Consider the following 22,953-nt stretch of genomic DNA (forward strand, 5'->3'; position numbering starts at 1 on the left):
GCGCGACGAGCGACAGTTAAATCAACATGAGAACCCAAACGACGCCATGAGCGACGACAATTCACACAGTAGTGACACAGTAAACAGCAAAAAGGGATTTTTCTCCCTGTTACTCAGCCAGCTTTTTCACGGGGAACCGAAAAACCGCGATGAACTGCTGGCGCTGATCCGTGATTCCGGGCAAAACGACCTTATCGATGAAGATACGCGTGACATGCTCGAAGGGGTAATGGATATCGCCGACCAGCGGGTCCGCGACATTATGATCCCCCGTTCACAAATGATAACCCTGAAACGCAACCAGACGCTGGACGAGTGCCTAGATGTCATCATCGAATCCGCCCACTCGCGTTTCCCGGTCATCAGTGAAGATAAAGATCACATCGAAGGGATTCTGATGGCCAAGGATCTGCTGCCGTTTATGCGCAGCGACGCCGAAGCCTTCAGCATGGAAAAAGTGTTACGGCCGGCGGTTGTCGTCCCGGAAAGCAAGCGGGTCGACCGCATGCTGAAAGAGTTTCGCTCACAGCGCTATCATATGGCGATCGTTATTGACGAATTCGGCGGCGTCTCTGGCCTGGTGACCATCGAGGATATCCTTGAGCTCATCGTCGGGGAAATTGAAGACGAGTACGACGAAGAAGAAGATATCGATTTCCGCCAGCTGAGCCGCCACACCTGGACGGTGCGCGCCCTGGCCTCCATCGAAGACTTCAACGACGCCTTCGACACGCACTTTAGCGATGAAGAAGTGGATACCATTGGCGGGCTGGTGATGCAGGCCTTCGGCCATCTGCCGGCCCGCGGCGAATCTATCGACATTGATGGTTACCAATTCAAGGTAGCAATGGCAGATAGTCGTCGTATCATTCAGGTGCATGTAAAGCTGCCCGATGACGCTCCCCAGCCGAAGCTGGAAGAGTAAGCGGTAGCGCTGAAATGGCCAGCCGGGAGACCGCGAGTCATACACGGTTGTAGGTGCCCCGCGTCCGGCTGGCAAAAAGAATAGCCTGTAGCAGCAGGCGTTAATTAACGGGACGATTAACCTAAATGGTATTTGCCTCTCTTCTTGAACGCCAGCGCATACGTCTGTTGCTGGCGCTGTTGTTTGGAGCCAGCGGAACGCTGGCTTTTTCACCTTATGACTTCTGGCCAGCGGCTATCGTTTCGCTGATCGGTCTGCAGGCGTTAACCCTCAACCGACGCCCGCTGCAAAGCGCCGGGATCGGCTATTTCTGGGGACTCGGGCTGTTCGGCACGGGTATCAACTGGGTCTATGTCAGCATCGCTCAGTTTGGCGGAATGCCCGGCCCGGTTAACGTCTTCCTCGTCGTTCTGCTGGCGGCCTATCTCTCGCTCTACACCGGCCTGTTTGCCGGCCTGCTCGCCCGTCTGTGGCCTAAAACTAACTGGATACGGATGGCTATCGCTGCCCCTGTCGTCTGGCAAATCACCGAGTTCCTGCGCGGCTGGGTGCTGACCGGCTTTCCGTGGCTACAGTTCGGCTACAGCCAGATTGACGGCCCGCTGAAAGGCCTCGCGCCGGTGATGGGCGTCGAGGCGATTAACTTCTTGCTGATGGTAGTCAGCGGCCTGCTGGCCCTGGCCCTCGTCCAGCGCAACTGGAAGCCGCTGGCGATTGCCGCGCTGCTGTTCGCCCTGCCGTTCCCGCTGCGCTATATCCAGTGGTATCAGCTGCTGCCGGCGCGCGCGACCCAGGTCTCGCTGGTGCAAGGCGATATCCCACAGGCCATGAAATGGGACGAAAAGCAGCTGGTCAATACCCTGAAAACCTACCTGGCGCTGACCCAGCCGCATATCGGCCACTCGCAGCTGATTATCTGGCCTGAATCGGCGATCCCGGATCTGGAGATCAACCAGCAGCAGTTCCTCAGCATGATGGACGATCTGCTGCGCGCAAAAGACAGCTCGCTGATCACCGGCATTGTCGATGCGCGTCTCAACAAGCAGAACCGTTACGATACCTACAACACCATCATTACTCTCGGCAAAGATAACCCGTACCGCTACGACTCGACCAACCGCTACAACAAGAACCATCTGGTGCCGTTCGGCGAGTTTGTACCGCTGGAGTCGATTCTGCGTCCGCTGGCGCCGTTCTTTGACCTGCCGATGTCCTCCTTCAGCCGCGGCCCCTACGTGCAGCCGCAGCTGATGGCGCATAACCTGAAGCTGACCGCGGCCATCTGCTACGAGATAATCCTCGGTGAACAGGTGCGGGATAACTTCCGGCCGGACACCGACTTACTGCTGACCATCTCCAACGACGCCTGGTTCGGCAAGTCCATCGGCCCGTGGCAACACTTCCAGATGGCGCGAATGCGCGCCCTGGAGCTGGCCCGCCCGCTGCTGCGCAGCACCAACAACGGCATTACTGCGGTGATCGGCCCGCGCGGCGAGATCCAGAAGATGATCCCGCAGTTTACCCGCGAGGTGTTGACCACCACCGTGACCCCCGCCAGCGGCTTAACCCCTTACGCCCGCACCGGCAACTGGCCGCTATGGGCGCTGACGGCGCTGTTTGGTTTCGCCGCGCTGCTGATGAGCCTGCGCCAGCGTCGCCGATAAGTTTCTCCGCCGGCGACGCCCGTCGCCGGCTTTTTCTTCCCATCATCTGCCACTCTGGCACAGTCATTGCTTTATTTAACCTGGTAGCGGCATTGTCCGACCCAGTGCAACCGGGTTGCACCAGAAACGATCGGTGGTCGCGCTATTTTGGTGCAATGGAAGATATTTGCCTCCGATTGGTGCGGAGCGCTTCGCAAAAATAAACAATAAAGCAGCAAAATCTTTACATTAAGCCAAACTAAATGCTAACAAACACATACAAATGCGGCACGTGGACGCGTGCCCCCAATAACAACACACACAATCACAATGGGTATCAATAGCGTCGCTGACGCTGCGGATAAGGAGTTGGATATGCAATTACGTAAACTGGCCACGGCAATGCTGGTAATGGGAATGACCGCTGGTCTGGCGCAGGCGGAAGATGCTGCCCCGGCGGCTGGCCAGAACACCCTGGATAAGATCGCCAAAAACGGGGTTATCGTTGTCGGCCATCGTGAATCTTCGGTCCCGTTCTCTTACTACGATAACCAGCAGAAGGTTGTGGGCTACTCTCAGGATTATTCCAACGCCATCGTCGATGCCATCAAGAAAAAACTGAACAAACCCGATCTGCAGGTCAAACTGATCCCGGTCACCTCGCAGAACCGTATCCCGTTGCTGCAGAATGGCACCTTTGATTTCGAGTGTGGCTCAACCACCAACAACCTTGAGCGCCAGAAACAGGCGGCCTTCTCCGATACCATCTTCGTGGTCGGTACCCGTCTGCTGGTGAAGAAAGGCGGTCCGATCAAAGATTTCCCGGACCTGAAGGATAAAGCGGTCGTCGTCACCTCCGGAACCACCTCAGAGATCCTGCTGCATAAGCTGAACGATGAGAAAAAAATGAATATGCGCATTATCAGCGCCAAAGATCATGGCGACTCTTTCCGCACCCTGGAGAGCGGACGCGCCGTGGCCTTTATGATGGATGATGCCCTGCTGGCTGGCGAACGCGCCAAGGCGAAGAAACCGGATAATTGGGAAATCGTCGGCACCCCGCAGTCGAAGGAAGCCTATGGCTGCATGCTGCGGAAGGACGATCCGACGTTCAAGGCGCTGGTTGATGAAACCGTCGCCCAGGCTCAGACCTCTGGCGAAGCGGAGAAGTGGTTTGACAAATGGTTCAAAAACCCGATTCCGCCAAAAAATCTTAACCTCAACTTCGAGCTGTCGGACGACATGAAAGCGCTGTTCAAATCACCTAACGACAAAGCACTGAACTAATTATAACAACCAGGGGCGGGATATCCTGCCCTCCCGATGATTGTCACAGCACGGACAGACTATACGGCGGCTGGTCGTTCCCCAGCCGCCGCGAATACCGAAACAAGCTGGACAACCGTCTTCGAGGGTAGCACTGGCTACCCTTTTTTTTCCAGGAGTCATGTATGTCAATAGACTGGAACTGGGGGATATTCCTGCAACAGGCCCCCTTCGGCAACACTACCTACCTGGGCTGGCTGTGGAGCGGTTTTCAAATCACCGTCGCCCTCTCCATCTCGGCCTGGATCATCGCTTTTCTCGTCGGCTCACTGTTCGGCATTTTACGCACGGTACCCAATCGCTTCCTCTCGGGCATTGGCACCTGCTATGTCGAACTGTTTCGCAACGTGCCGCTGATCGTGCAGTTCTTTACCTGGTACCTGGTGGTGCCGGAGTTCCTGCCGGAAAATATCGGCATGTGGTTTAAATCAGAGCTGGACCCAAACATTCAATTCTTTGTCTCCTCCATGCTGTGCCTGGGGCTGTTTACCGCCGCTCGCGTCTGCGAGCAGGTACGCGCCGCCATCCAGTCGCTGCCGCGCGGGCAGAAGAACGCCGGCCTGGCGATGGGCCTGACCCTGCAGCAAACCTACCGCTACGTGCTGCTGCCGAACGCCTACCGCGTTATCGTGCCGCCGATGACCTCGGAGATGATGAACCTGGTGAAAAACTCGGCCATCGCCTCCACCATCGGTCTGGCCGATATGGCCGCGCAGGCGGGCAAACTGCTGGACTACTCCGCTCATGCCTGGGAGTCTTTTACCGCCATCACCCTGGCCTATGTTTTCATCAACGCGGTGATTATGCTGATTATGTATGTGGTCGAGCGTAAGGTTCGCCTGCCTGGCAATATGGGAGGCAAATAATGTACGATTTTGACTGGAGTTCGATCGTTCCCTCCATGCCCTATCTGCTGGCAGGGCTGGTGATCACCCTTAAGATTACGGTGATCGCCATCGTGGTCGGCATCGTCTGGGGCACCCTGCTGGCGGTTATGCGCCTGTCCAGCTTTATGCCGCTGGCCTGGTTTGCTAAATCCTACGTCAACGTATTCCGCTCAATCCCACTGGTGATGGTCCTGCTGTGGTTCTACCTGATTGTCCCGGGCTTCCTGCAGAACGTGCTGGGACTGTCGCCGAAAACGGATATTCGCCTGATCTCGGCGATGGTGGCGTTTTCGATGTTCGAAGCCGCCTACTATTCAGAGATTATCCGCGCCGGCATTCAGAGCATCTCCCGCGGCCAGTCCAGCGCCGCGCTGGCGTTGGGGATGACCCACTGGCAGTCAATGCGGCTGGTGATCCTGCCGCAGGCCTTCCGCGCCATGGTGCCGCTGCTGCTAACCCAGGGGATCGTCCTGTTCCAGGATACCTCGCTGGTGTATGTATTGAGTCTCGCCGACTTCTTCCGTACCGCCTCCACCATTGGCGAGCGTGACGGAACCCAGGTCGAAATGATCCTGTTCGCGGGCGGCGTCTATTTTGTGATTAGCCTCAGCGCCTCGCTGTTGGTCAGCTGGTTGAAGAAAAGGACTGTGTAATGATTACCCTGAAAAACGTTTCAAAATGGTATGGTCACTTTCAGGTGCTGACCGATTGCTCCACGGAAGTGAAAAAAGGCGAAGTCGTGGTGGTCTGCGGGCCGTCAGGCTCCGGTAAATCCACGCTGATTAAGACTGTGAACGGCCTTGAGCCGGTACAGCAGGGGCAGATTATTGTCGATGGCACCGTGGTTAACGATAAAAAGACCAACCTGGCTAAACTGCGCTCGCACGTCGGCATGGTGTTTCAGCATTTTGAACTGTTCCCGCATCTGTCGATTATCGACAACCTGACGCTGGCGCAGGTCAAAGTGCTTAACCGCGATAAAGCCTCAGCGCGCAAGAAAGGCCTCAAGTTGCTGGAGCGCGTTGGCCTGGCGGCGCATGCGGAAAAATACCCGGCGCAACTCTCCGGCGGCCAGCAGCAGCGCGTGGCCATTGCCCGTGCCCTGTGTATGGACCCAATCGCCATGCTGTTTGATGAGCCCACCTCAGCGCTTGACCCGGAGATGATTAACGAGGTGCTGGACGTTATGGTCGAACTGGCCAACGAGGGGATGACCATGATGGTCGTGACCCATGAGATGGGCTTTGCCCGCAAGGTGGCGAACCGGGTGATCTTTATGGATGAAGGGAAGATTGTCGAGGATGCCGATAAAGAGGCCTTCTTTGCCAATCCGCAATCCGAGCGTGCCAAAGATTTCCTCGCCAAAATACTTCATTAATGGTTTTTCTCTGCGCATACCGCCCGGTATGCGCAGTTAATCTTTTCCGCCATATTATTCGCCAATGTTATTTATGCGGTAGATGATCGCTACTATCATTTACGTACCCAATAAACCTGGGCGATAAAAGCTGAACTTATTTATTAAATCGATCAATTCATAAAGAATTCAATAATGAATTCGTGGACCGGCATTGCCACCGCCGCTAGCATATAACGCCTCGTAACAGGTTCGCCGCACGATTATTTTATTAATTGAATATAATATTCTTGCCTGACCTCGCCTGCGCCGAAATAAAGGCCATCAATATTCTCTGCCGCTCGCAGAATAATGGATGCGCCACCAAACCAATGAAACAAATGGATATTGCTTCATGTTAATTCGATCTCGCACGCTCACCGTGCTGCTGTTTATCACGCTGGCGGGCACCTCAGCCGCCGGGGCCGCGCCATTGGCCTCTTCTACTCACCAGACGGAGCAGGATAAAGCCCGCCAGGAGGCGCTGGCGCCGCAGCAACAGGATTTTCAGTCTTCACAACAGCGCGTGGCGCCGCAGGGTATCCCTTTTCCTGAGGAAACGCATTGCAAATTGATCAACCGGGTCGATATCGACTCCGATAACCAGGCGCTCACCCGGAAATTACTGGCGAAAACCGCACGGCAGGCGCAGGGACGCTGTCTGGGTAGCGAAGGCATTCGCCTGCTGGCCTATACCTTGCAAAATGAGCTGATCGCGCAAGGCTACATCACCTCGCTGATTGATGTGCCCTCCCAGTCGCTGGAGCACGGAATACTCAGGTTCACGCTGCACTATGGCAAAGTGGGCGCTATCGACTATGCCGACGGCTCGGACACCACCCGCCTGTGGAATTCCCTACCCACCTCTTCCGGTACTATCCTGCGCTTAAGCGACCTTGAGCAAGGGATGGCCAACCTGCAGCGTCTGCCCGGCGCCACCGCGCACATGAAACTGTTGCCGGGCCAACACGAGGGCGAAAGCGATATCCAGATCGCCCGCAGCCTGGCGAAAAAATGGCAGCTTGGCGCCTGGCTTGACGACGCCGGCAGCAAAGCCAGCGGACGCTACCAGGCCGGCGGGGCCCTCTATCTCTATGACCTGACCACCCTCAACGATATCCTGTACCTTTCCGGCGGGGGCGATATTGAATTCAATCAGCATAACGACGGCAACCACAACGGCAGCCTGTATTACTCCATTCCCTTTGGCTACTGGACACTAAGCGCCTACGGGGCATACAGCCAGTATCGTCAGCAGTTTAACGGCAACTGGTCGACGATGGATTATAAGAGTAAAAATCGCTACTACAGCGCCACGCTGAGTCGTCTGCTCTCCCACACCCGGCAGCAAAAAACCACCGCTGACCTGCGGATCGCCAAGAGCAGCTCGCATTATTACTTCGGCGGCAGTGAGCTACTGGTGATGCGCAAGCAGAACCCCTCATGGGAATTCACCCTCAACCACCAGCACTACTTTAACAAAAAGATTGTTGATGCCAGCATCGGCATCCAGCGCAGCCTGCCGTGGCTCAGCTCGACAGCAACGCCGGAAGAGCAGGCCGGGCTGTATAGCCCGCTGTCGCGGATTGTGCATGGTAATCTGCAGGCAATGATGAAATTTGACGCCACCGGCGACAAATTTACCTGGGCTCCCCGCCTCAGCGCCCAGTTCAGCCCGGACAAACTCGCTTCCGATAATAAATTCAATATTGGTAGTCGCTGGAGCGTGCGCGGTTTTGACGGTGAAAACAGCCTGTCCGGCAATCAGGGATGGTACTGGCGCAACGATTTTATCTGGGATCTGGCCACCCACGAGCGGCAATTCTATTTGGGCGCGGATATAGGCCGTCTTATCGGCGCCGATCTATATCAAAAAGGCAAAGTGCTCTCCGGCGCCGTCAGCGGGCTGCGTGGTCAGCTATGGTCAACGCAGTACGATCTGTTTATTAGTACCCCGCTGAGTAAACCGGATAAGTTTCATAGCGACGCCCTGAATATGGGCTTTTCATTACAGTGGAGGTATTAATTCGCACATTATTGACTCGTCATATTTACATTATTTATTAATCATTATTTAAAGGAATAAAGAAAATGTTTAAGTTTAAGGCTTCTTATGTCGCACTGGCGGCAGTATTAACCTCGTCGGTAGTTTATGCCGACCCCACAAGCTATACGCACTCTTCCGGCGCCACGGTTATCGATATTGAAAAGCCGAATGCCGCCGGTGTCTCCCATAACCTGTACCGCGACTTCAACGTCGGCACCAATGGCACCATCCTTAATAACAGCGGCGATGATGTCAGCCACAGCACATTTGGCAATATCGCCCGCAACAATAATCTGACCGCCGGCAGCGCTTCGGTGATTTTGAACGAGGTGACCTCCAAAAACGCCAGTAGCCTGAAGGGCTTTATCGAAGTCAACGGTCAGAAAGCGGATGTGGTAATCGCCAACCCGAACGGCATCACCTGTTCCGGCTGTAGCTTTGTTAATACCAACAAGGCTATCCTGACCACCGGCAAGGTTAATATGACCGACGATGGCGCCATCGGCAGCTATACCGTAACGGGCGGCACCCTCACCATCGGCGAAAATGGCATGAACGCCGCCAACGGCTACGCGGTTCTGCTCGCCGACGCGATTAAGATTAACGGTAAAGTGCAGGCCAACAACGCCCTGGTCAGCGCGGGCAACTTCACCATGGATAACAGCTCTGGCTCGGTGACCTCCGCCGGTAAAAAGGCCACCCTGATCCAGATGACGGTTAACCCGCAGTACAGCATCGACGTCAGCAGCCTTGGCGGCATTGAGGCCAACAGCATCAGCATGGTCGGCAATAACATCGGCTTTGGCGTACGTAATAAGGGTTCTATTATCTCCAACGGCACGCTGATGCTCACCAGCAACGGTAATTTACTGAACAAAGGGTCAATAACGGGCAAAGGTTTGCTGAGCCAGGTTTCCACCGTCACGGGCATCACCAATGACGGTAGCATCGCCGGCGCCTATTATTTAATGCTCTCCAGTGGCGATTATATCGTTAACACCGGTTCTCTCTCCGGCGGCCAGCTGATTGCCACCGCTAACGGCAACATCACCAACGGCGACTCAGGCACGATGACCGGCACCAGTGGATTAAGCCTGACCAGCGGCGGGAAAATCCGCAACGAAGAAAAAGCCTCCCTGCTGTCAAATAACCAGATTGCCGCCACGGCAATCGGTGATTTCCTCAATGAAGGCAAAATCAGCGCCAAACACACCAGCCTGACGTTTGTCGGCGACAGCTTTAAAAACACCGGCAATATTAACTCTACTGGCCAAACCACCATTCAGTCGCTTACACAGGACGGCAGCGCCAATACGGGCGAGATCTATAACCTCGGCAATATCACCGGCGAAAATATCAATCTGCAGACCAATGGCACGCTGGCGCAAAGCAGCAGTGGTCGTATTGAGGCAACCAACGCCATTACCGCCCACAGCTACTGGCTGAACCAAAATGGTTATATGAATGCCGCCGATATCACCACCGATCACGGCGTAGTGAATAATTATGGCAATATTACTGCCAAAAATATTTCAATCACGACCTACTCAGATATCACCAACGAAGGGCAGATCAGCAGCACCGGCGACCTGACCTTAAATACCAAAAATAAAGGCGCGATCTACAATTATTCAACCCTCAGCGCGGGCGGCAACATGACGTTAACCGCCACCAAAGTGGTCAATGGTGGTAAAAGTTGCGGCATACTGGGCCTGGCGAAATGCGGCGTCGGGACGTTAACTGCTGACAAGCTGGTACTGAACTCATCGCAGAAATATGTTAGCGACATGGGTGGAAAACAGTATTTCAAGAGCACCGAAGTCAACACGGTGAAATAAGACAAACCACGATGCGCGAAGCCTCGCGCATCGTTTTTCGCACGCTTAGGGCTCGAAGGGCCGACGCTGGAACTGATCGTGGCCACATTTTGGACAGCGCGGCAGCACGTCCGGGGTGTATACCGCCAGGTGATAGTGGCACTTCTCGCAGACCAGGTTGCCCAGACCGACCACTTCGCCGCTGTGGTACACGCCGTGATGATTCAGATCCTGAAAGACTTCCCGCCACTCGAGCTGGGTTTTGTCGGTGATATCAGCCAGCTCCTGCCACAGGCTCTCTTTGATCACCCGCATAAACACGCTGTCGCTCTCGTCTTCGTGACTCTCTTCGTAGCTGCGGGCAAACTCCTCGAGGTCGCGTTTGACCGCCGCAATCACCGACTCGATCTCGCTCTGCGTCAGATCGCCGGCGCGGACGATTTTTTCCCGCGCCTGCGTCACCAGCGCGTCGATATCGCGCTCTCCATGGCGGAGCCGTTCGCTGAGCGAGGAGACCAGTTCACGGTAATATTGAGCAACCTTGTTCATCATTTCGCCTCCGGTGGGGTTAACGTCTTCTGATAATAGACCTTATTCCTCTCCCGCTGTGTCTGGCAAGCCACAGAGTCGCGAAATAATCTGCGCAGCTTTTGCCGATGTTGATGTGCGAAAAGCTGTTTTGACGTGGGCGTTTGGGCTATGCTATGCCGATCTGAAATAACACATCCATTGGCTACACTTTGTAGCTGTATTGAAAACAGGACCACTGGCTGCCATGCAAGAGCAATACCGCCCGGAAGAGATAGAATCGAAAGTCCAGCTTCACTGGGACGAAAATCGTACATTTGAAGTAACTGAAGACGAGAGCAAAGAGAAGTATTACTGCCTGTCGATGCTTCCTTATCCTTCTGGTCGACTACACATGGGTCACGTGCGTAACTACACCATCGGCGACGTGATTGCCCGCTACCAGCGCATGCTGGGCAAAAACGTCCTGCAGCCGATCGGCTGGGATGCGTTCGGTCTGCCGGCAGAAGGGGCGGCGGTGAAAAACAACACCGCGCCAGCGCCGTGGACCTACGACAACATCGCCTACATGAAAAACCAGCTCAAAATGCTGGGCTTCGGCTATGACTGGAGCCGCGAGCTGGCGACCTGCACCCCGGAATACTACCGCTGGGAGCAGAAGTTCTTCACCGAGCTGTACAAAAAAGGCCTGGTGTACAAAAAAACCTCCGCAGTGAACTGGTGCCCGAATGACCAGACCGTGCTGGCCAACGAACAGGTTATCGACGGCTGCTGCTGGCGCTGCGATACCAAGGTCGAGCGTAAAGAGATCCCGCAGTGGTTTATTAAAATCACCGCCTACGCCGATGAACTGCTGAACGATCTGGATAAGCTGGACCACTGGCCGGACACCGTGAAGACCATGCAGCGCAACTGGATCGGCCGTTCGGAAGGGGTAGAAATCTCCTTTGACGTCAACGACTACGCTGACAAACTGACTGTCTACACCACCCGTCCGGACACCTTTATGGGTTGTACCTACCTGGCCGTCGCGGCGGGTCACCCGCTGGCGCAGCAGGCTGCGGCGAACAATCCGGCGCTGGCCACCTTTATCGACGAGTGCCGCAATACCAAAGTGGCCGAAGCCGACATGGCGACGATGGAGAAAAAAGGCGTCGATACCGGCTTTAAAGCCATTCATCCGCTGACCGGTGAAGAAATTCCGGTCTGGGCGGCAAACTTTGTGCTGATGGAATACGGCACCGGCGCGGTAATGGCCGTTCCGGGTCACGACCAGCGCGACTACGAGTTCGCCAGCAAGTACGGTCTGAACATTAAGCCGGTTATCCTCGCTGCCGACGGCTCCGAGCCGGATCTCTCCGAGCAGGCGCTGACCGAGAAAGGCGTCCTGTTTAACTCCGGCGAGTTCAGCGGTCTTGATTATGAAGCGGGCTTCAACGCCATTGCCGACAAACTGGCTGCTATGGGCGTGGGCGAGCGTAAAGTTAACTACCGTCTGCGCGACTGGGGCGTATCCCGTCAGCGCTACTGGGGCGCGCCGATCCCGATGGTGACCCTGGAAGATGGCACCGTGCTGCCGACCCCGGAAGATCAGCTGCCGGTGATCCTGCCGGAAGACGTGGTCATGGACGGCATCACCAGCCCGATCAAAGCCGATCCTGAATGGGCCAAGACCACCGTCAACGGCCAGCCGGCGCTGCGCGAAACCGACACCTTTGATACCTTTATGGAATCCTCCTGGTACTATGCGCGCTACACCTGCCCGCAGTATCGGGAAGGAATGCTGGATTCGAAAGCGGCCAACTACTGGCTGCCGGTAGATATCTACATCGGCGGTATCGAACACGCCATCATGCACCTGCTCTACTTCCGCTTCTTCCATAAGCTGATGCGCGACGCGGGCATGGTGAACTCCGATGAGCCGGCGAAACAGCTGCTGTGCCAGGGCATGGTGCTGGCTGACGCGTTCTACTATGTGGGCGAAAACGGCGAACGTAACTGGGTTTCCCCGGTTGACGCCATCGTTGAGCGCGACGAAAAAGGCCGCATCGTGAAGGCCAAAGACGCGGCGGGCCACGAGCTGGTGTACACCGGCATGAGCAAGATGTCCAAGTCGAAAAACAACGGCATCGACCCGCAGGTGATGGTTGAGCGCTACGGCGCGGATACCGTGCGTCTGTTCATGATGTTTGCGTCCCCGGCGGATATGACCCTCGAGTGGCAGGAATCTGGCGTTGAAGGGGCGAACCGCTTCCTGAAACGCGTCTGGAAACTGGTCTACGAGCACACCACTAAAGGAGAGGTTGCGGCACTGAACGTGGCGGCTCTGAGCGAAGATCAGAAAGCGCTGCGTCGCGATATCCACAAAACCATCGCCAAAGTGACCGATGACATCGGCCGTCGTCAGACCTTCAACACCGCCATCGCGGCAATCATGGAGCTGATGAACAAGCTGGCGAAAGCGCCGCAGGAAGATGAGCAGGATCGTGCGCTGATGCAGGAAGCTCTGCTGGCGGTGGTGCGTATGCTCAACCCGTTCACTCCGCACGCCAGCTTCACCCTGTGGCGTGAGCTGAACGGCGAAGGCGATATCGACAACGCGCCGTGGCCGGTAGCGGATGAGAGCGCGATGGTGGAAGACAGCACCCTCGTCGTCGTCCAGGTCAATGGCAAAGTTCGTGGTAAAATTACCGTTGCGGTAGATGCAACTGAAGAGCAGGTTCGCGAGCGCGCCGGCCAGGAACATCTGGTGGCGAAATATCTCGACGGTAAAACCGTGCGTAAAGTGATTTACGTTCCGGGTAAACTGCTCAATCTGGTCGTTGGCTAAGCGCGGGAGGAAGCGTGCGATATCTGGTAACAATGTTGTTATCTCTGGCGGTGCTCGTCACCGCCGGCTGTGGCTGGCATTTGCGTAGCACTACCAAGGTGCCCGCCACCATGAAAACCATGATTTTCCAGTCGAGCGATCCGAACGGCCCGTTAAGCCGCGCGGTACGTAATCAGCTGCGTCTTAACGGAGTGGAACTGATCGACGCCAGCACGCTGCGTAAAGATGTCCCTTCTCTGCGCCTCGATGGCTCGTCGATTCAGAAAGATACCGCATCGGTGTTCCAGGATGGTCGTACGGCGGAGTATCAGATGGTCATGACCGTTCATGCCAGCGTCCTGATCCCGGGTCACGATATCTATCCGATTACCACCAAGGTCTATCGGTCGTTCTTTGATAACCCGCAGGCGGCATTAGCGAAAGACGCCGAGCAGGATATGATTATCCAGGAAATGTACGACAAAGCGGCGGAACAGCTGATTCGTAAGCTGCCAAGCGTTCAGGTAGCGGATGTTGAAGCAACCCAGCAGGAAGAGAAACCGGTCGCCAGCAGCGCGGCGCCGGCTTCCTCGGGTAACCGCGTCTCCACCACGCTGGGTCAATGATGATTCGGTTGTACCCGGAACAGCTCCGCGCGCAGCTCACTGAAGGGCTGCGCGCGGCCTATCTGCTGCTTGGCAACGATCCCCTGCTGTTGCAGGAAAGCCAGGACGCCATTCGCGAAGCTGCTGCCGCGCAGGGCTTTACCGAGCACCATACTTTTTCAATCGACAACAGCACCGACTGGCAGGCGATTTTCGCCTTAAGCCAGGCGATGAGCCTGTTTGCCAGCCGGCAAACCCTGCTGTTGATCCTACCGGAAAACGGCCCCAACGCGGCGATCAATGAACAGCTCGCCACGCTGGTTGGCCTGCTGCACGACGACCTGCTGCTGATAGTTCGCGGAAATAAGCTGACCAAAGCCCAGGAGAATGCCGCATGGCTCACCGCCCTGGCTCAGCGCGCCGTCCAGGTCAGTTGCCAGACGCCGGAATACGCGCAGCTGCCGCGCTGGCTGGCCGCCCGGGCCAAACAGCATCAGCTGCAGCTCGACGACGCGGCCAGTCAGCTGCTGTGCTACTGTTACGAAGGCAATCTGCTGGCGCTGGCGCAGGCGCTGGAGCGTCTGGCGCTGCTCTGGCCGGACGGTAAGCTAACCCTCCCCCGCGTTGAGCAAGCGGTAAACGATGCCGCGCACTTTACGCCTTACCATTGGGTCGATGCCCTACTGGCAGGCAAAAGTAAGCGCGTGCTGCACGTCCTGCAGCAGTTACGCCTTGAAGGCTGCGAGCCGGCGATCCTGCTGCGTACTCTGCAGCGGGAGCTGCTGCTGCTGGTTACCCTCAAGCGCCAGGCGACGCACACGCCGCTGCGCTCGCTGTTTGATAAACATCGGGTCTGGCAAAACCGCCGTCAGCTGCTCAGCGACGCCCTCACGCGCCTGAGCGGGGAACAGCTGCGCCAGGCGGTGACCCTTCTGACCCGCGCGGAGCTCACCTTTAAACAGGATTACGGGCACGACGTCTGGCCCGAACTGGAAAGTCTTTCGTTGTTGCTCTGCCACAAAGCCCTGGCGGACGTTTTTATTGATGGTTGATATGACTCAGTTACAGGCAATCTATGGCGGCACCTTCGATCCGGTGCATTACGGTCACCTCAAGCCGGTTGAGATCCTGGCGAATCAGATTGGCCTGAGCAAGGTCATCATCATGCCTAACAACGTCCCGCCGCACCGGCCGCAGCCGGAAGCCACCAGCGCCCAGCGCGTGCACATGCTGAAGCTGGCGATTGCCGATAAACCGCTGTTCACGCTCGATGAACGCGAACTACGGCGCGATACCCCCTCCTGGACGGCGCAAACGCTGCAGGAGTGGCGCCAGGAGCAGGGGCCGCGCAAACCGCTGGCGTTTATCATTGGCCAGGATTCGCTACTGACCTTTCCCACCTGGCACAACTATGAAACCATTCTCGACAATGCCCACCTGATTGTTTGCCGCCGCCCGGGTTACCCGCTGACCATGGCGCAGGAAGCGGATCAGCGCTGGCTGGATCGCCATTTAACCCACGACGTGGAGTCTCTGCATAACCGCCCTTCCGGCGTGATCTACCTGGCTGAGACGCCGTGGTTCGATATTTCCGCGACGATCATCCGCCAGCGCCTTGAGCGCGGCGAGTCCTGCGCCGAGATGCTGCCTGCCGCCGTGCTGGATTACATCCGCGAGCAGGGACTCTATTGCTGACCCCAGGCTGGGCCTGGCGCGAAAAAAGCGCTATCGTAACGCCATCTCTTCATCGCCTGTCAGAGCCTGTTCATGAAATTGTGGTTAGTTCGCCATGGCGAAACCGAAGCCAACGTTGCCGGGTTATACAGCGGCCATGCCCCAACGCCCCTGACGCCGCGCGGCGTCGCTCAGGCGCGCGCGCTCGGCGAACGGCTGCGCCTGGCGCCTTTCGATAAAGTATTCTGTAGCGAGCTGGCGCGGACCGGGACAACGGCCGATCTGCTGCTTGGCGACCGCGCTATTCCGCGTGAGCGCCATCCCGCGCTCAATGAGATGTTTTTCGGCGACTGGGAGATGCGTCATCATCGCGACCTCCAGCGAGAAGATGCGGAAAACTATGCCGCCTGGTGTGCCGACTGGCAGCATGCGGCCCCCACCAACGGCGAAAGCTTTCAGAATTTTGCCCGCCGCGTCAGCGAGTTTATCCCAACGCTGACCGACTGCCGCCATCTTGACCATCTGCTGATCGTCGGCCATCAGGGCGTCCTGAGCCTGCTGACCGCCCTGCTGTTGCAGATGCCTGCGGCGGCGATGTGGCACTTTCCCATTGCCCATGGCGCCTGGAGCCTCCTCGAAATCCGCGACGATTTCACCACCCTGCGGGTATTAAATAGCCAGGCCGTCTGGCGGCCGCAAGAAGAATTCCCGCCAGACCATTGACAGGCCAGAGCAGGCTGTTATTCTCCGCTGCCAGGCAGCATCCGCCAAAGCCGGTTTGCAGAAATTGTTTTACAAAAATGGCGATGCAATCCGCGGCGAGGGATGGGATGATAGCCCGCCACGAACGCCTGCCGACAGACATTTCACCCGACTTTTTCATCAGTTCAGGTATACTGTCAGGCTCTTTATGATTATCAATCTTCACGCACCCAGGGGGAACACTTGCAGGGTAAAGCACTCCAGGATTTTGTTATCGACAAAATTGATGACCTGAAAGGTCAGGACATCGTTGCCATTGATGTACATGGCAAATCCAGCATCACCGATTGCATGATTATCTGCACCGGCACCTCCACGCGTCATGTGATGTCTATCGCCGACCACGTGGTTCAGGAGTCCCGCGCCGCCGGCATGCTGCCGCTGGGCGTTGAAGGGGAAGCCGCCGCCGACTGGATCGTCGTCGACCTCGGCGACGTGATGGTCCACGTCATGCAGGAAGAGAGCCGTCGTCTGTACGAGCTGGAAAAACTCTGGAGTTAATGCGTGAAGTTGCAGCTGGTGGCCGTTGGCACCAAAATGCCGGACTGGGTACAGACCGGCTTTAGCGAGTATCTGCGCCGTTTTCCCAAAGATATGCCGTTCGAGCTGGTGGAGATCCCTGCCGGTAAGCGCGGTAAGAACGCTGATATCAAACGCATCCTCGAAAAAGAGGGCGAGATGATGTTAGCCGCTGCCGGTAAGAACCGCATCGTGACCCTGGATATTCCGGGTAAACCATGGGATACACCGCAGCTGGCGCGCGAACTGGAACGCTGGAAACAGGACGGGCGCGACGTCAGTTTACTGGTAGGCGGCCCGGAAGGTCTCTCTCCCGCCTGTAAAGCAGCGGCGGAACAGAGTTGGTCGCTCTCCACCCTCACCTTACCTCACCCGCTGGTGCGCGTACTGGTGGCCGAGAGTCTGTACCGGGCGTGGAGCATCACCACCAACCACCCGTACCACCGTGAGTAATGATGATCAGGGTAGACTAAGCAGCGAATGAAATTACAGAATTCTTTCCGCGACTATACGGCTGAATCCTCGCTGTTCGTGCGCCGGGCGCTGGTCGCTTTTTTGGGGATTTTGCTGCTTACCGGCGTTCTGATCGCCAACCTGTACAATGTGCAAATCGTTCGCTTCGACGACTATCAGACGCGCTCGAACGAAAACCGCATCAAGCTGGTGCCGATCCCGCCGAGCCGCGGCATTATTTACGATCGCAACGGCACCCCGCTGGCGCTTAACCGCACCATTTACCAGCTGGAGATGATGCCGGAGAAAGTCGATAACGTACAGCAGACGCTGGATGCGCTACGCGACGTCGTCGATTTAACTGACGATGACATCGCCGGTTTCAAAAAGGAGCGCGCCCGCTCCCATCGTTTTACCTCGATTCCGGTAAAGGTCAACCTCAGCGAAGTGCAGGTGGCCCGCTTTGCCGTCAACCAGTACCGCTTTCCCGGCGTGGAAGTCAAAGGCTACAAGCGTCGTTATTACCCCTATAATTCGGCGCTGACTCACGTCATTGGCTATGTCTCAAAAATTAACGATAAAGACGTCGACCGCCTGGATAAAGAGGGCAAGCTGGCCAACTACGCCTCGACGCACGACATTGGTAAGCTGGGTATAGAGCGTTATTACGAGGACGTTCTGCACGGTCAGACCGGCTACGAAGAGGTTGAAGTGAACAACCGCGGCCGCGTCATTCGTCAGCTGAAAGAGGTGCCTCCGCAGGCCGGACGCGACATCTACCTCACCCTCGACCTCAAGCTGCAGCAGTATATTGAAACGCTGCTGGCCGGCAGCCGCGCCGCCGTGGTGGTGACCGACCCGCGTACCGGCGCTATTCTGGCGCTGGTTTCAACCCCGAGCTATGACCCGAACCTGTTCGTCGACGGCATCTCCAGCAAAGATTACTCCGCGCTGCTCAACGACCCGAACACACCGTTGGTCAACCGAGCAACGCAGGGGGTCTATCCGCCGGCGTCGACGGTCAAACCGTACGTCGCCGTCTCGGCGCTGAGCGCCGGGGTGATCACCCGCAACACCAGCCTCTTCGACCCCGGCTGGTGGCAGTTGCCTGGCTCAGAGAAACGCTATCGTGACTGGAAAAAGTGGGGCCACGGCCATCTGAACGTCACCAAAGCGCTCGAGGAGTCTGCAGATACCTATTTCTACCAGGTCGCCTATGACATGGGCATCGACCGTCTCTCAGAGTGGATGAGCAAGTTTGGCTACGGCCACTACACCGGTATCGACCTCTCCGAGGAGCGCTCTGGCAACATGCCGACCCGCGAATGGAAGCTCAAGCGCTTTAAGAAACCCTGGTACCAGGGGGACACCATTCCGGTGGGCATCGGCCAGGGTTACTGGACCGCCACGCCGATCCAGATGAACAAAGCGCTGATGATCCTGATTAACGACGGCGTGGTGAAGGTGCCGCATCTGCTGCAGAGCACCGTGGAAGACGGCAAGCCCGTACCCTGGGTCCAGCCCCATGAGCCGCCGGTAGGCGATATCCATTCCGGCTATTGGGAAATCGCCAAAGACGGCATGTACGGCGTGGCCAACCGCGGCAACGGCACCGCGCACAAATACTTCGCCAGCGCGCCGTATAAAATCGCGGCCAAGTCAGGTACCGCTCAGGTGTTCGGCCTGAAGGCCAACGAAACCTATAACGCGCACCGGATCTCCGAGCGCTTGCGCGACCATAAACTGATGACGGCGTTTGCGCCTTATAACAACCCGCAGGTTGCCGTGGCGATGATTCTGGAAAACGGCGGCGCCGGCCCGGCGGTCGGTACGATTATGCGCCAGATCCTCGATCACATCATGCTGGGCGATAACAACACTACGCTGCCAAGCGAAAACCCGGCGGTAACCGCAGGGGAGGATCAATAATGACGGATAATCCGAACAAAAAATCGCTATGGGATAAAATCCATCTTGACCCCACCATGCTGCTTATCCTGCTGGCGCTGCTGACCTACAGCGCGCTGGTTATCTGGAGCGCCAGCGGTCAGGATGTCGGCATGATGGAGCGTAAAATCGGCCAGATCGCCATGGGCGTGGTGATCATGATCGTCATGGCGCAGATCCCGCCGCGGGTCTATGAAGGCTGGGCGCCCTACCTCTATATTTTCTGTATCATCCTGCTGGTAGCCGTTGACGCCTTCGGCGCCATCTCCAAAGGGGCGCAGCGCTGGCTGGATCTCGGTATTGTGCGCTTTCAGCCGTCGGAGATCGCCAAAATAGCCGTGCCGCTGATGGTGGCGCGGTTTATTAACCGCGATGTCTGTCCACCGTCGCTGAAGAACACCGGCATTGCCCTGGTGCTAATCTTCCTGCCGACGCTGCTGGTGGCGGCGCAGCCTGACCTCGGGACCTCGATCCTGATCGCCCTATCCGGGCTGTTTGTGCTGTTCCTCTCCGGCCTCAGCTGGCGCCTGATTGGTATCGCCGTGGTGCTGGTCGCCGCCTTTATTCCGATCCTGTGGTTCTTCCTGATGCACGACTATCAGCGTCAGCGCGTGATGATGCTCCTCGATCCGGAAACCGACCCGCTGGGCGCCGGCTATCACATTATTCAGTCTAAAATTGCCATTGGCTCCGGCGGTCTGCGCGGCAAAGGCTGGCTGCACGGCACCCAGTCGCAGCTGGAGTTTCTGCCGGAACGCCACACCGACTTTATCTTCGCCGTCCTCGCCGAAGAGCTGGGCCTGATTGGCGTACTGATCCTGCTAGCGCTTTATATTCTGCTGATTATGCGCGGACTGTGGATCGCCGCCCAGGCGCAAACCACCTTTGGCCGGGTCATGGCCGGTGGTTTAATGTTGATTTTATTCGTTTATGTCTTCGTAAATATTGGTATGGTGAGTGGTATTTTACCGGTGGTGGGCGTACCGTTGCCGCTGGTGAGCTACGGGGGCTCCGCCCTGATCGTACTGATGGCCGGGTTTGGTATCGTAATGTCGATCCATACCCACAGAAAAATGTTGTCGAAAAGCGTTTAAAGGGGTTAGCAATGCGTAAGCAATGGCTGGGGATCTGCATAGCAGCGGGGCTGCTGGCGGCATGTTCGAGTGATGACGTGCAACAAAAAACGGTCAGTACTCCACAGCCGGCCGTCTGTAATGGCCCGACGGTTGAGATCAGCGGCGCCGATCCGCAGTATGAAACGCCGAACGCCACGGCGAATCAGGATTATGAGCGCGACGGTAAAAGCTACAAAATCGTTCAGGATCCGGCCAACTTTACTCAGGCCGGTTTCGCGGCGATCTATGACGCAGAACCCAACAGCAACCTGACCGCCAGCGGCGAAGCCTTCGATCCGACTCAGTTGACCGCAGCGCACCCGACGCTGCCGATCCCGAGCTACGCGCGGATCACTAACCTTGCCAACGGACGGATGATCGTCGTGCGGATTAACGATCGCGGTCCCTATGGCAACGATCGGGTCATCTCGCTTTCCCGCGCATCCGCTGACCGCCTGAACACCTCCAACAACACCAAAGTGCGCATCGACCCCATCATCGTCGCGCCTGACGGTTCGCTTTCCGGCCCGGGGATGGCCTGTACCACCGTCGCCAAACAGACTTACGCCCTGCCCGCCCGTCCGAATCTGGACGGTGGGGACGCCGCTGGCATGAGCCAACCCGCGCCCACTGACGTTCGCCCGATCAGCAACAGCACGCTGACGCCGGCAGACAGCGTGGGCGCGCCGGTGAACAGCGGCGGTTTCCTCGGCGCGCCGACGCCCCTGAACAACGGCGTGCTGGAGAGTAGCGAACCAGCGGCAGCCGCCGCGACGGCTCCTGCCGCCGGCGCCACGCCAACAGCGCCAGTGACCGCGCCTGGCTCCATTCAGGGTAATGTGGCGCCCGCTGCGGCCACCGCCGCAGCCGCTGGCGCCGTGGCGGCCTCGTCCTCCGCGACCTCCAGCGCCAGCGGTAATTTTGTTGTCCAGGTGGGCGCAGTAAGCGACCAGACGCGGGCGCAGCAGTATCAGCAGCGCCTGAGCCAGCAGTTTTCTGTGCCAGGCCGGGTCATGCAAAACGGCGCGGTCTGGCGTATTCAGCTGGGTCCCTTTGCTGATAAAGCACAGGCCAGCGCCGTGCAGCAGCGCCTGCAAAGCGAAGCGCAGCTGCAGTCCTTTATTACTCGCGCCAACTAAACGCCGCGGGCCGCCCGTTCACCTCGCGCATGTAAAAGTCATTAACAAACTCATGCGCAATGTCGGATGCTGGCCCGCAGAGCATTTGCTATAGTAAGGCACTTTTTTAACTCCATCACGGATGCCGTTGTTCTGACCATGAAGACCTCTTTCACCGCTCGTTTACTCATTACGGCGCTCTCCGTTGCAGCGCTCTCCTCCGCTGCCCGCGCCGATGACCTGAATATCAAAACGATGATCCCAGGCGCCCCGCAGATTGACGCCGAATCCTGGATCCTTATCGATTACAACTCTGGCAAGGTACTGGCTGAAAACAATGCCGACTCCCGCCGCGACCCGGCCAGTCTGACCAAAATGATGACCAGCTATGTTATCGGTCAGGCGATGAAAGCGGGCAAATTCAAAGAGTCCGATCTGGTCACCGTCGGCAACGATGCCTGGGCCACCGGCAACCCGGTTTTCAAAGGCTCTTCTCTGATGTTCCTCAAGCCGGGCATGCAGGTGCCGGTTTCTCAGCTGATCCGTGGTATTAACCTGCAGTCCGGTAACGATGCCTGCGTGGCGATGGCCGACTACGTCGCCGGCAGCCAGGACGCCTTCGTCAGCCTGATGAACAACTACGTCAACGCTCTGGGCCTGAAAAACACCCATTTCCAGACCGTTCACGGTCTTGATGCTGACGGACAGTACAGCTCCGCGCGCGACATGGCGCTGATTGGCCAGGCGCTGATCCGCGACGTACCGAACGAGTACTCCATCTATCGTGAGAAAGAGTTCACCTTCAACGGCATCCGCCAGCTGAACCGTAACGGCCTGCTGTGGGATAACAGCCTGAACGTCGACGGCATCAAAACCGGCCATACCGACAAAGCGGGTTACAACCTCGTCGCTTCCGCCACCGAAGGCCAGATGCGCCTGATCTCCGCGGTAATGGGCGGCCGGACGTTCAAAGGCCGTGAGTCGGAAAGCAAAAAACTGCTTACCTGGGGCTTCCGCTTCTTCGAAACCGTCAACCCGATTAAAGCTGGCAAAGAGTTTGCCTCCGAACCGGCCTGGTTCGGCGACAGCGATCGCGCTTCGCTGGGGGTGGATAAAGACGTCTACCTGACCATTCCGCGCGGCCGAATGAAAGATCTGAAAGCCAGCTACGTGCTGAATAACACTGAGCTGCACGCCCCGCTGCAGAAAAACCAGGTTGTCGGCACCATTAACTTCCAGTTGGATGGTAAAACCATCGACCAGCGTCCGCTGGTGGTCCTGCAGGAAATTCCGGAAGGTAATTTCTTCGGCAAAATTATTGATTACATTAAATTAATGTTCCACCACTGGTTTGGTTAAAAATCGAACACTTGAAAGTGTGA

At 57.0% G+C, this 22,953-nt stretch carries 20 protein-coding genes; 19 read left to right on the top strand and 1 reads right to left on the bottom strand.

The features are described from left to right. Positions 1-46: 46 nt before the first annotated feature. The 8 genes from corC to AB1E37_RS18115 all read left to right on the top strand — a co-directional run bounded on the left by corC (position 47) and on the right by AB1E37_RS18115 (position 10,062). A complete protein-coding gene (corC, locus tag AB1E37_RS18080) occupies positions 47-925 on the top strand; it encodes a CNNM family magnesium/cobalt transport protein CorC (RefSeq protein ID WP_004197606.1) in 879 nt (292 codons plus the stop codon). A gap of 125 nt (positions 926-1,050) precedes the next feature. Continuing rightward, on the top strand, positions 1,051-2,589 hold the full coding sequence (gene lnt / locus AB1E37_RS18085) for an apolipoprotein N-acyltransferase (protein ID WP_004223664.1): 1,539 nt from the start codon (positions 1,051-1,053) through the stop codon (positions 2,587-2,589). A gap of 354 nt (positions 2,590-2,943) precedes the next feature. Continuing rightward, on the top strand, positions 2,944-3,855 hold the full coding sequence (locus AB1E37_RS18090; RefSeq protein WP_002894712.1) for an amino acid ABC transporter substrate-binding protein: 912 nt from the start codon (positions 2,944-2,946) through the stop codon (positions 3,853-3,855). Positions 3,856-4,019: 164 nt separating this feature from the next. Continuing rightward, a complete protein-coding gene (locus tag AB1E37_RS18095) occupies positions 4,020-4,760 on the top strand; it encodes an amino acid ABC transporter permease (RefSeq protein ID WP_004223663.1) in 741 nt (246 codons plus the stop codon). Continuing rightward, positions 4,760-5,434, top strand: coding sequence for a glutamate/aspartate ABC transporter permease GltK (gltK, locus tag AB1E37_RS18100; RefSeq protein ID WP_004212642.1), 675 nt, complete (start codon positions 4,760-4,762; stop codon positions 5,432-5,434). The genes AB1E37_RS18095 and gltK overlap by 1 nt, the downstream gene beginning before the upstream one ends. Further along, positions 5,434-6,159: an amino acid ABC transporter ATP-binding protein gene (locus tag AB1E37_RS18105; RefSeq protein WP_002894706.1), complete on the top strand. Its 726-nt coding sequence runs from the start codon at positions 5,434-5,436 to the stop codon at positions 6,157-6,159. Before gltK ends, AB1E37_RS18105 begins: the two co-directional genes overlap by 1 nt. Before the next feature lie 373 nt (positions 6,160-6,532). Continuing rightward, the gene (locus tag AB1E37_RS18110; protein WP_032447417.1) at positions 6,533-8,203 is read left to right on the top strand and encodes a ShlB/FhaC/HecB family hemolysin secretion/activation protein; all 1,671 of its coding nucleotides are present in this window, start codon (positions 6,533-6,535) and stop codon (positions 8,201-8,203) included. A 65-nt stretch (positions 8,204-8,268) separates the two neighbouring features. Then, positions 8,269-10,062, top strand: coding sequence for a filamentous hemagglutinin N-terminal domain-containing protein (locus AB1E37_RS18115; RefSeq protein ID WP_002894701.1), 1,794 nt, complete (start codon positions 8,269-8,271; stop codon positions 10,060-10,062). Between the two features lie 45 nt (positions 10,063-10,107). Here AB1E37_RS18115 and AB1E37_RS18120 read toward each other — a convergent pair whose 3' ends face one another. Beyond that, entirely contained in the window at positions 10,108-10,590 is a 483-nt protein-coding gene (locus AB1E37_RS18120) for a zinc ribbon-containing protein (protein ID WP_002894699.1), read from the bottom strand. 226 nt (positions 10,591-10,816) lie between these two features. Here AB1E37_RS18120 and leuS point away from each other — a divergent pair, with 226 nt between their 5' ends. From leuS to dacA, 11 genes are all read left to right on the top strand, one after another. Beyond that, the gene (gene leuS / locus AB1E37_RS18125; protein ID WP_029884143.1) at positions 10,817-13,399 is read left to right on the top strand and encodes a leucine--tRNA ligase; all 2,583 of its coding nucleotides are present in this window, start codon (positions 10,817-10,819) and stop codon (positions 13,397-13,399) included. 14 nt (positions 13,400-13,413) lie between these two features. Beyond that, on the top strand, positions 13,414-14,004 hold the full coding sequence (gene lptE / locus AB1E37_RS18130) for an LPS assembly lipoprotein LptE (RefSeq protein ID WP_002894693.1): 591 nt from the start codon (positions 13,414-13,416) through the stop codon (positions 14,002-14,004). After that, positions 14,004-15,035, top strand: a complete 1,032-nt coding sequence (holA, locus tag AB1E37_RS18135) for a DNA polymerase III subunit delta (RefSeq protein ID WP_002894692.1) — start codon at positions 14,004-14,006, stop codon at positions 15,033-15,035. The genes lptE and holA overlap by 1 nt, the downstream gene beginning before the upstream one ends. Further along, a complete protein-coding gene (gene nadD, locus AB1E37_RS18140; protein ID WP_029884141.1) occupies positions 15,028-15,678 on the top strand; it encodes a nicotinate-nucleotide adenylyltransferase in 651 nt (216 codons plus the stop codon). Before holA ends, nadD begins: the two co-directional genes overlap by 8 nt. Before the next feature lie 72 nt (positions 15,679-15,750). Next, a complete protein-coding gene (locus tag AB1E37_RS18145; protein ID WP_004151650.1) occupies positions 15,751-16,380 on the top strand; it encodes an adenosylcobalamin/alpha-ribazole phosphatase in 630 nt (209 codons plus the stop codon). A 222-nt stretch (positions 16,381-16,602) separates the two neighbouring features. Next, positions 16,603-16,920, top strand: coding sequence for a ribosome silencing factor (gene rsfS / locus AB1E37_RS18150; RefSeq protein WP_002894623.1), 318 nt, complete (start codon positions 16,603-16,605; stop codon positions 16,918-16,920). A gap of 3 nt (positions 16,921-16,923) precedes the next feature. Beyond that, complete coding sequence (rlmH, locus tag AB1E37_RS18155; protein WP_002894620.1) at positions 16,924-17,391, top strand: 23S rRNA (pseudouridine(1915)-N(3))-methyltransferase RlmH; 468 nt, start codon at positions 16,924-16,926, stop codon at positions 17,389-17,391. Between the two features lie 27 nt (positions 17,392-17,418). Further along, a complete protein-coding gene (gene mrdA / locus AB1E37_RS18160; protein ID WP_002894617.1) occupies positions 17,419-19,320 on the top strand; it encodes a peptidoglycan DD-transpeptidase MrdA in 1,902 nt (633 codons plus the stop codon). Continuing rightward, positions 19,320-20,432 (top strand): peptidoglycan glycosyltransferase MrdB, encoded by a 1,113-nt coding sequence (gene mrdB / locus AB1E37_RS18165; protein ID WP_002894613.1) that lies wholly within the window; start codon positions 19,320-19,322, stop codon positions 20,430-20,432. The genes mrdA and mrdB overlap by 1 nt, the downstream gene beginning before the upstream one ends. Positions 20,433-20,443: 11 nt before the next feature. After that, the gene (rlpA, locus tag AB1E37_RS18170) at positions 20,444-21,592 is read left to right on the top strand and encodes an endolytic peptidoglycan transglycosylase RlpA (protein ID WP_004147579.1); all 1,149 of its coding nucleotides are present in this window, start codon (positions 20,444-20,446) and stop codon (positions 21,590-21,592) included. 138 nt (positions 21,593-21,730) lie between these two features. Next, positions 21,731-22,930, top strand: a complete 1,200-nt coding sequence (gene dacA, locus AB1E37_RS18175; protein WP_002894539.1) for a D-alanyl-D-alanine carboxypeptidase DacA — start codon at positions 21,731-21,733, stop codon at positions 22,928-22,930. Positions 22,931-22,953 lie beyond the last annotated feature (23 nt).

It is taken from the genome of Klebsiella sp. Shm-1, from assembly GCF_040804525.1.
Taxonomy (GTDB): domain Bacteria; phylum Pseudomonadota; class Gammaproteobacteria; order Enterobacterales; family Enterobacteriaceae; genus Klebsiella; species Klebsiella pneumoniae.

What these genes read in the sequence shown, in the direction of transcription:
- rlpA (WP_004147579.1), top strand. Translation starts at nt 20,444, where the DNA reads ATGCGTAAGCAATGGCTGGGGATCTGCATAGCAGCGGGGCTGCTGGCG.
- dacA (WP_002894539.1), top strand. Translation starts at nt 21,731, where the DNA reads ATGAAGACCTCTTTCACCGCTCGTTTACTCATTACGGCGCTCTCCGTT.
- AB1E37_RS18095 (WP_004223663.1), top strand. Translation starts at nt 4,020, where the DNA reads ATGTCAATAGACTGGAACTGGGGGATATTCCTGCAACAGGCCCCCTTC.
- mrdB (WP_002894613.1), top strand. Translation starts at nt 19,320, where the DNA reads ATGACGGATAATCCGAACAAAAAATCGCTATGGGATAAAATCCATCTT.
- AB1E37_RS18090 (WP_002894712.1), top strand. Translation starts at nt 2,944, where the DNA reads ATGCAATTACGTAAACTGGCCACGGCAATGCTGGTAATGGGAATGACC.
- AB1E37_RS18110 (WP_032447417.1), top strand. Translation starts at nt 6,533, where the DNA reads ATGTTAATTCGATCTCGCACGCTCACCGTGCTGCTGTTTATCACGCTG.
- nadD (WP_029884141.1), top strand. Translation starts at nt 15,028, where the DNA reads ATGGTTGATATGACTCAGTTACAGGCAATCTATGGCGGCACCTTCGAT.
- AB1E37_RS18115 (WP_002894701.1), top strand. Translation starts at nt 8,269, where the DNA reads ATGTTTAAGTTTAAGGCTTCTTATGTCGCACTGGCGGCAGTATTAACC.
- holA (WP_002894692.1), top strand. Translation starts at nt 14,004, where the DNA reads ATGATTCGGTTGTACCCGGAACAGCTCCGCGCGCAGCTCACTGAAGGG.
- corC (WP_004197606.1), top strand. Translation starts at nt 47, where the DNA reads ATGAGCGACGACAATTCACACAGTAGTGACACAGTAAACAGCAAAAAG.
- lnt (WP_004223664.1), top strand. Translation starts at nt 1,051, where the DNA reads ATGGTATTTGCCTCTCTTCTTGAACGCCAGCGCATACGTCTGTTGCTG.
- AB1E37_RS18120 (WP_002894699.1), bottom strand. Translation starts at nt 10,590, where the DNA reads ATGAACAAGGTTGCTCAATATTACCGTGAACTGGTCTCCTCGCTCAGC.
- AB1E37_RS18145 (WP_004151650.1), top strand. Translation starts at nt 15,751, where the DNA reads ATGAAATTGTGGTTAGTTCGCCATGGCGAAACCGAAGCCAACGTTGCC.
- AB1E37_RS18105 (WP_002894706.1), top strand. Translation starts at nt 5,434, where the DNA reads ATGATTACCCTGAAAAACGTTTCAAAATGGTATGGTCACTTTCAGGTG.
- leuS (WP_029884143.1), top strand. Translation starts at nt 10,817, where the DNA reads ATGCAAGAGCAATACCGCCCGGAAGAGATAGAATCGAAAGTCCAGCTT.
- gltK (WP_004212642.1), top strand. Translation starts at nt 4,760, where the DNA reads ATGTACGATTTTGACTGGAGTTCGATCGTTCCCTCCATGCCCTATCTG.
- mrdA (WP_002894617.1), top strand. Translation starts at nt 17,419, where the DNA reads ATGAAATTACAGAATTCTTTCCGCGACTATACGGCTGAATCCTCGCTG.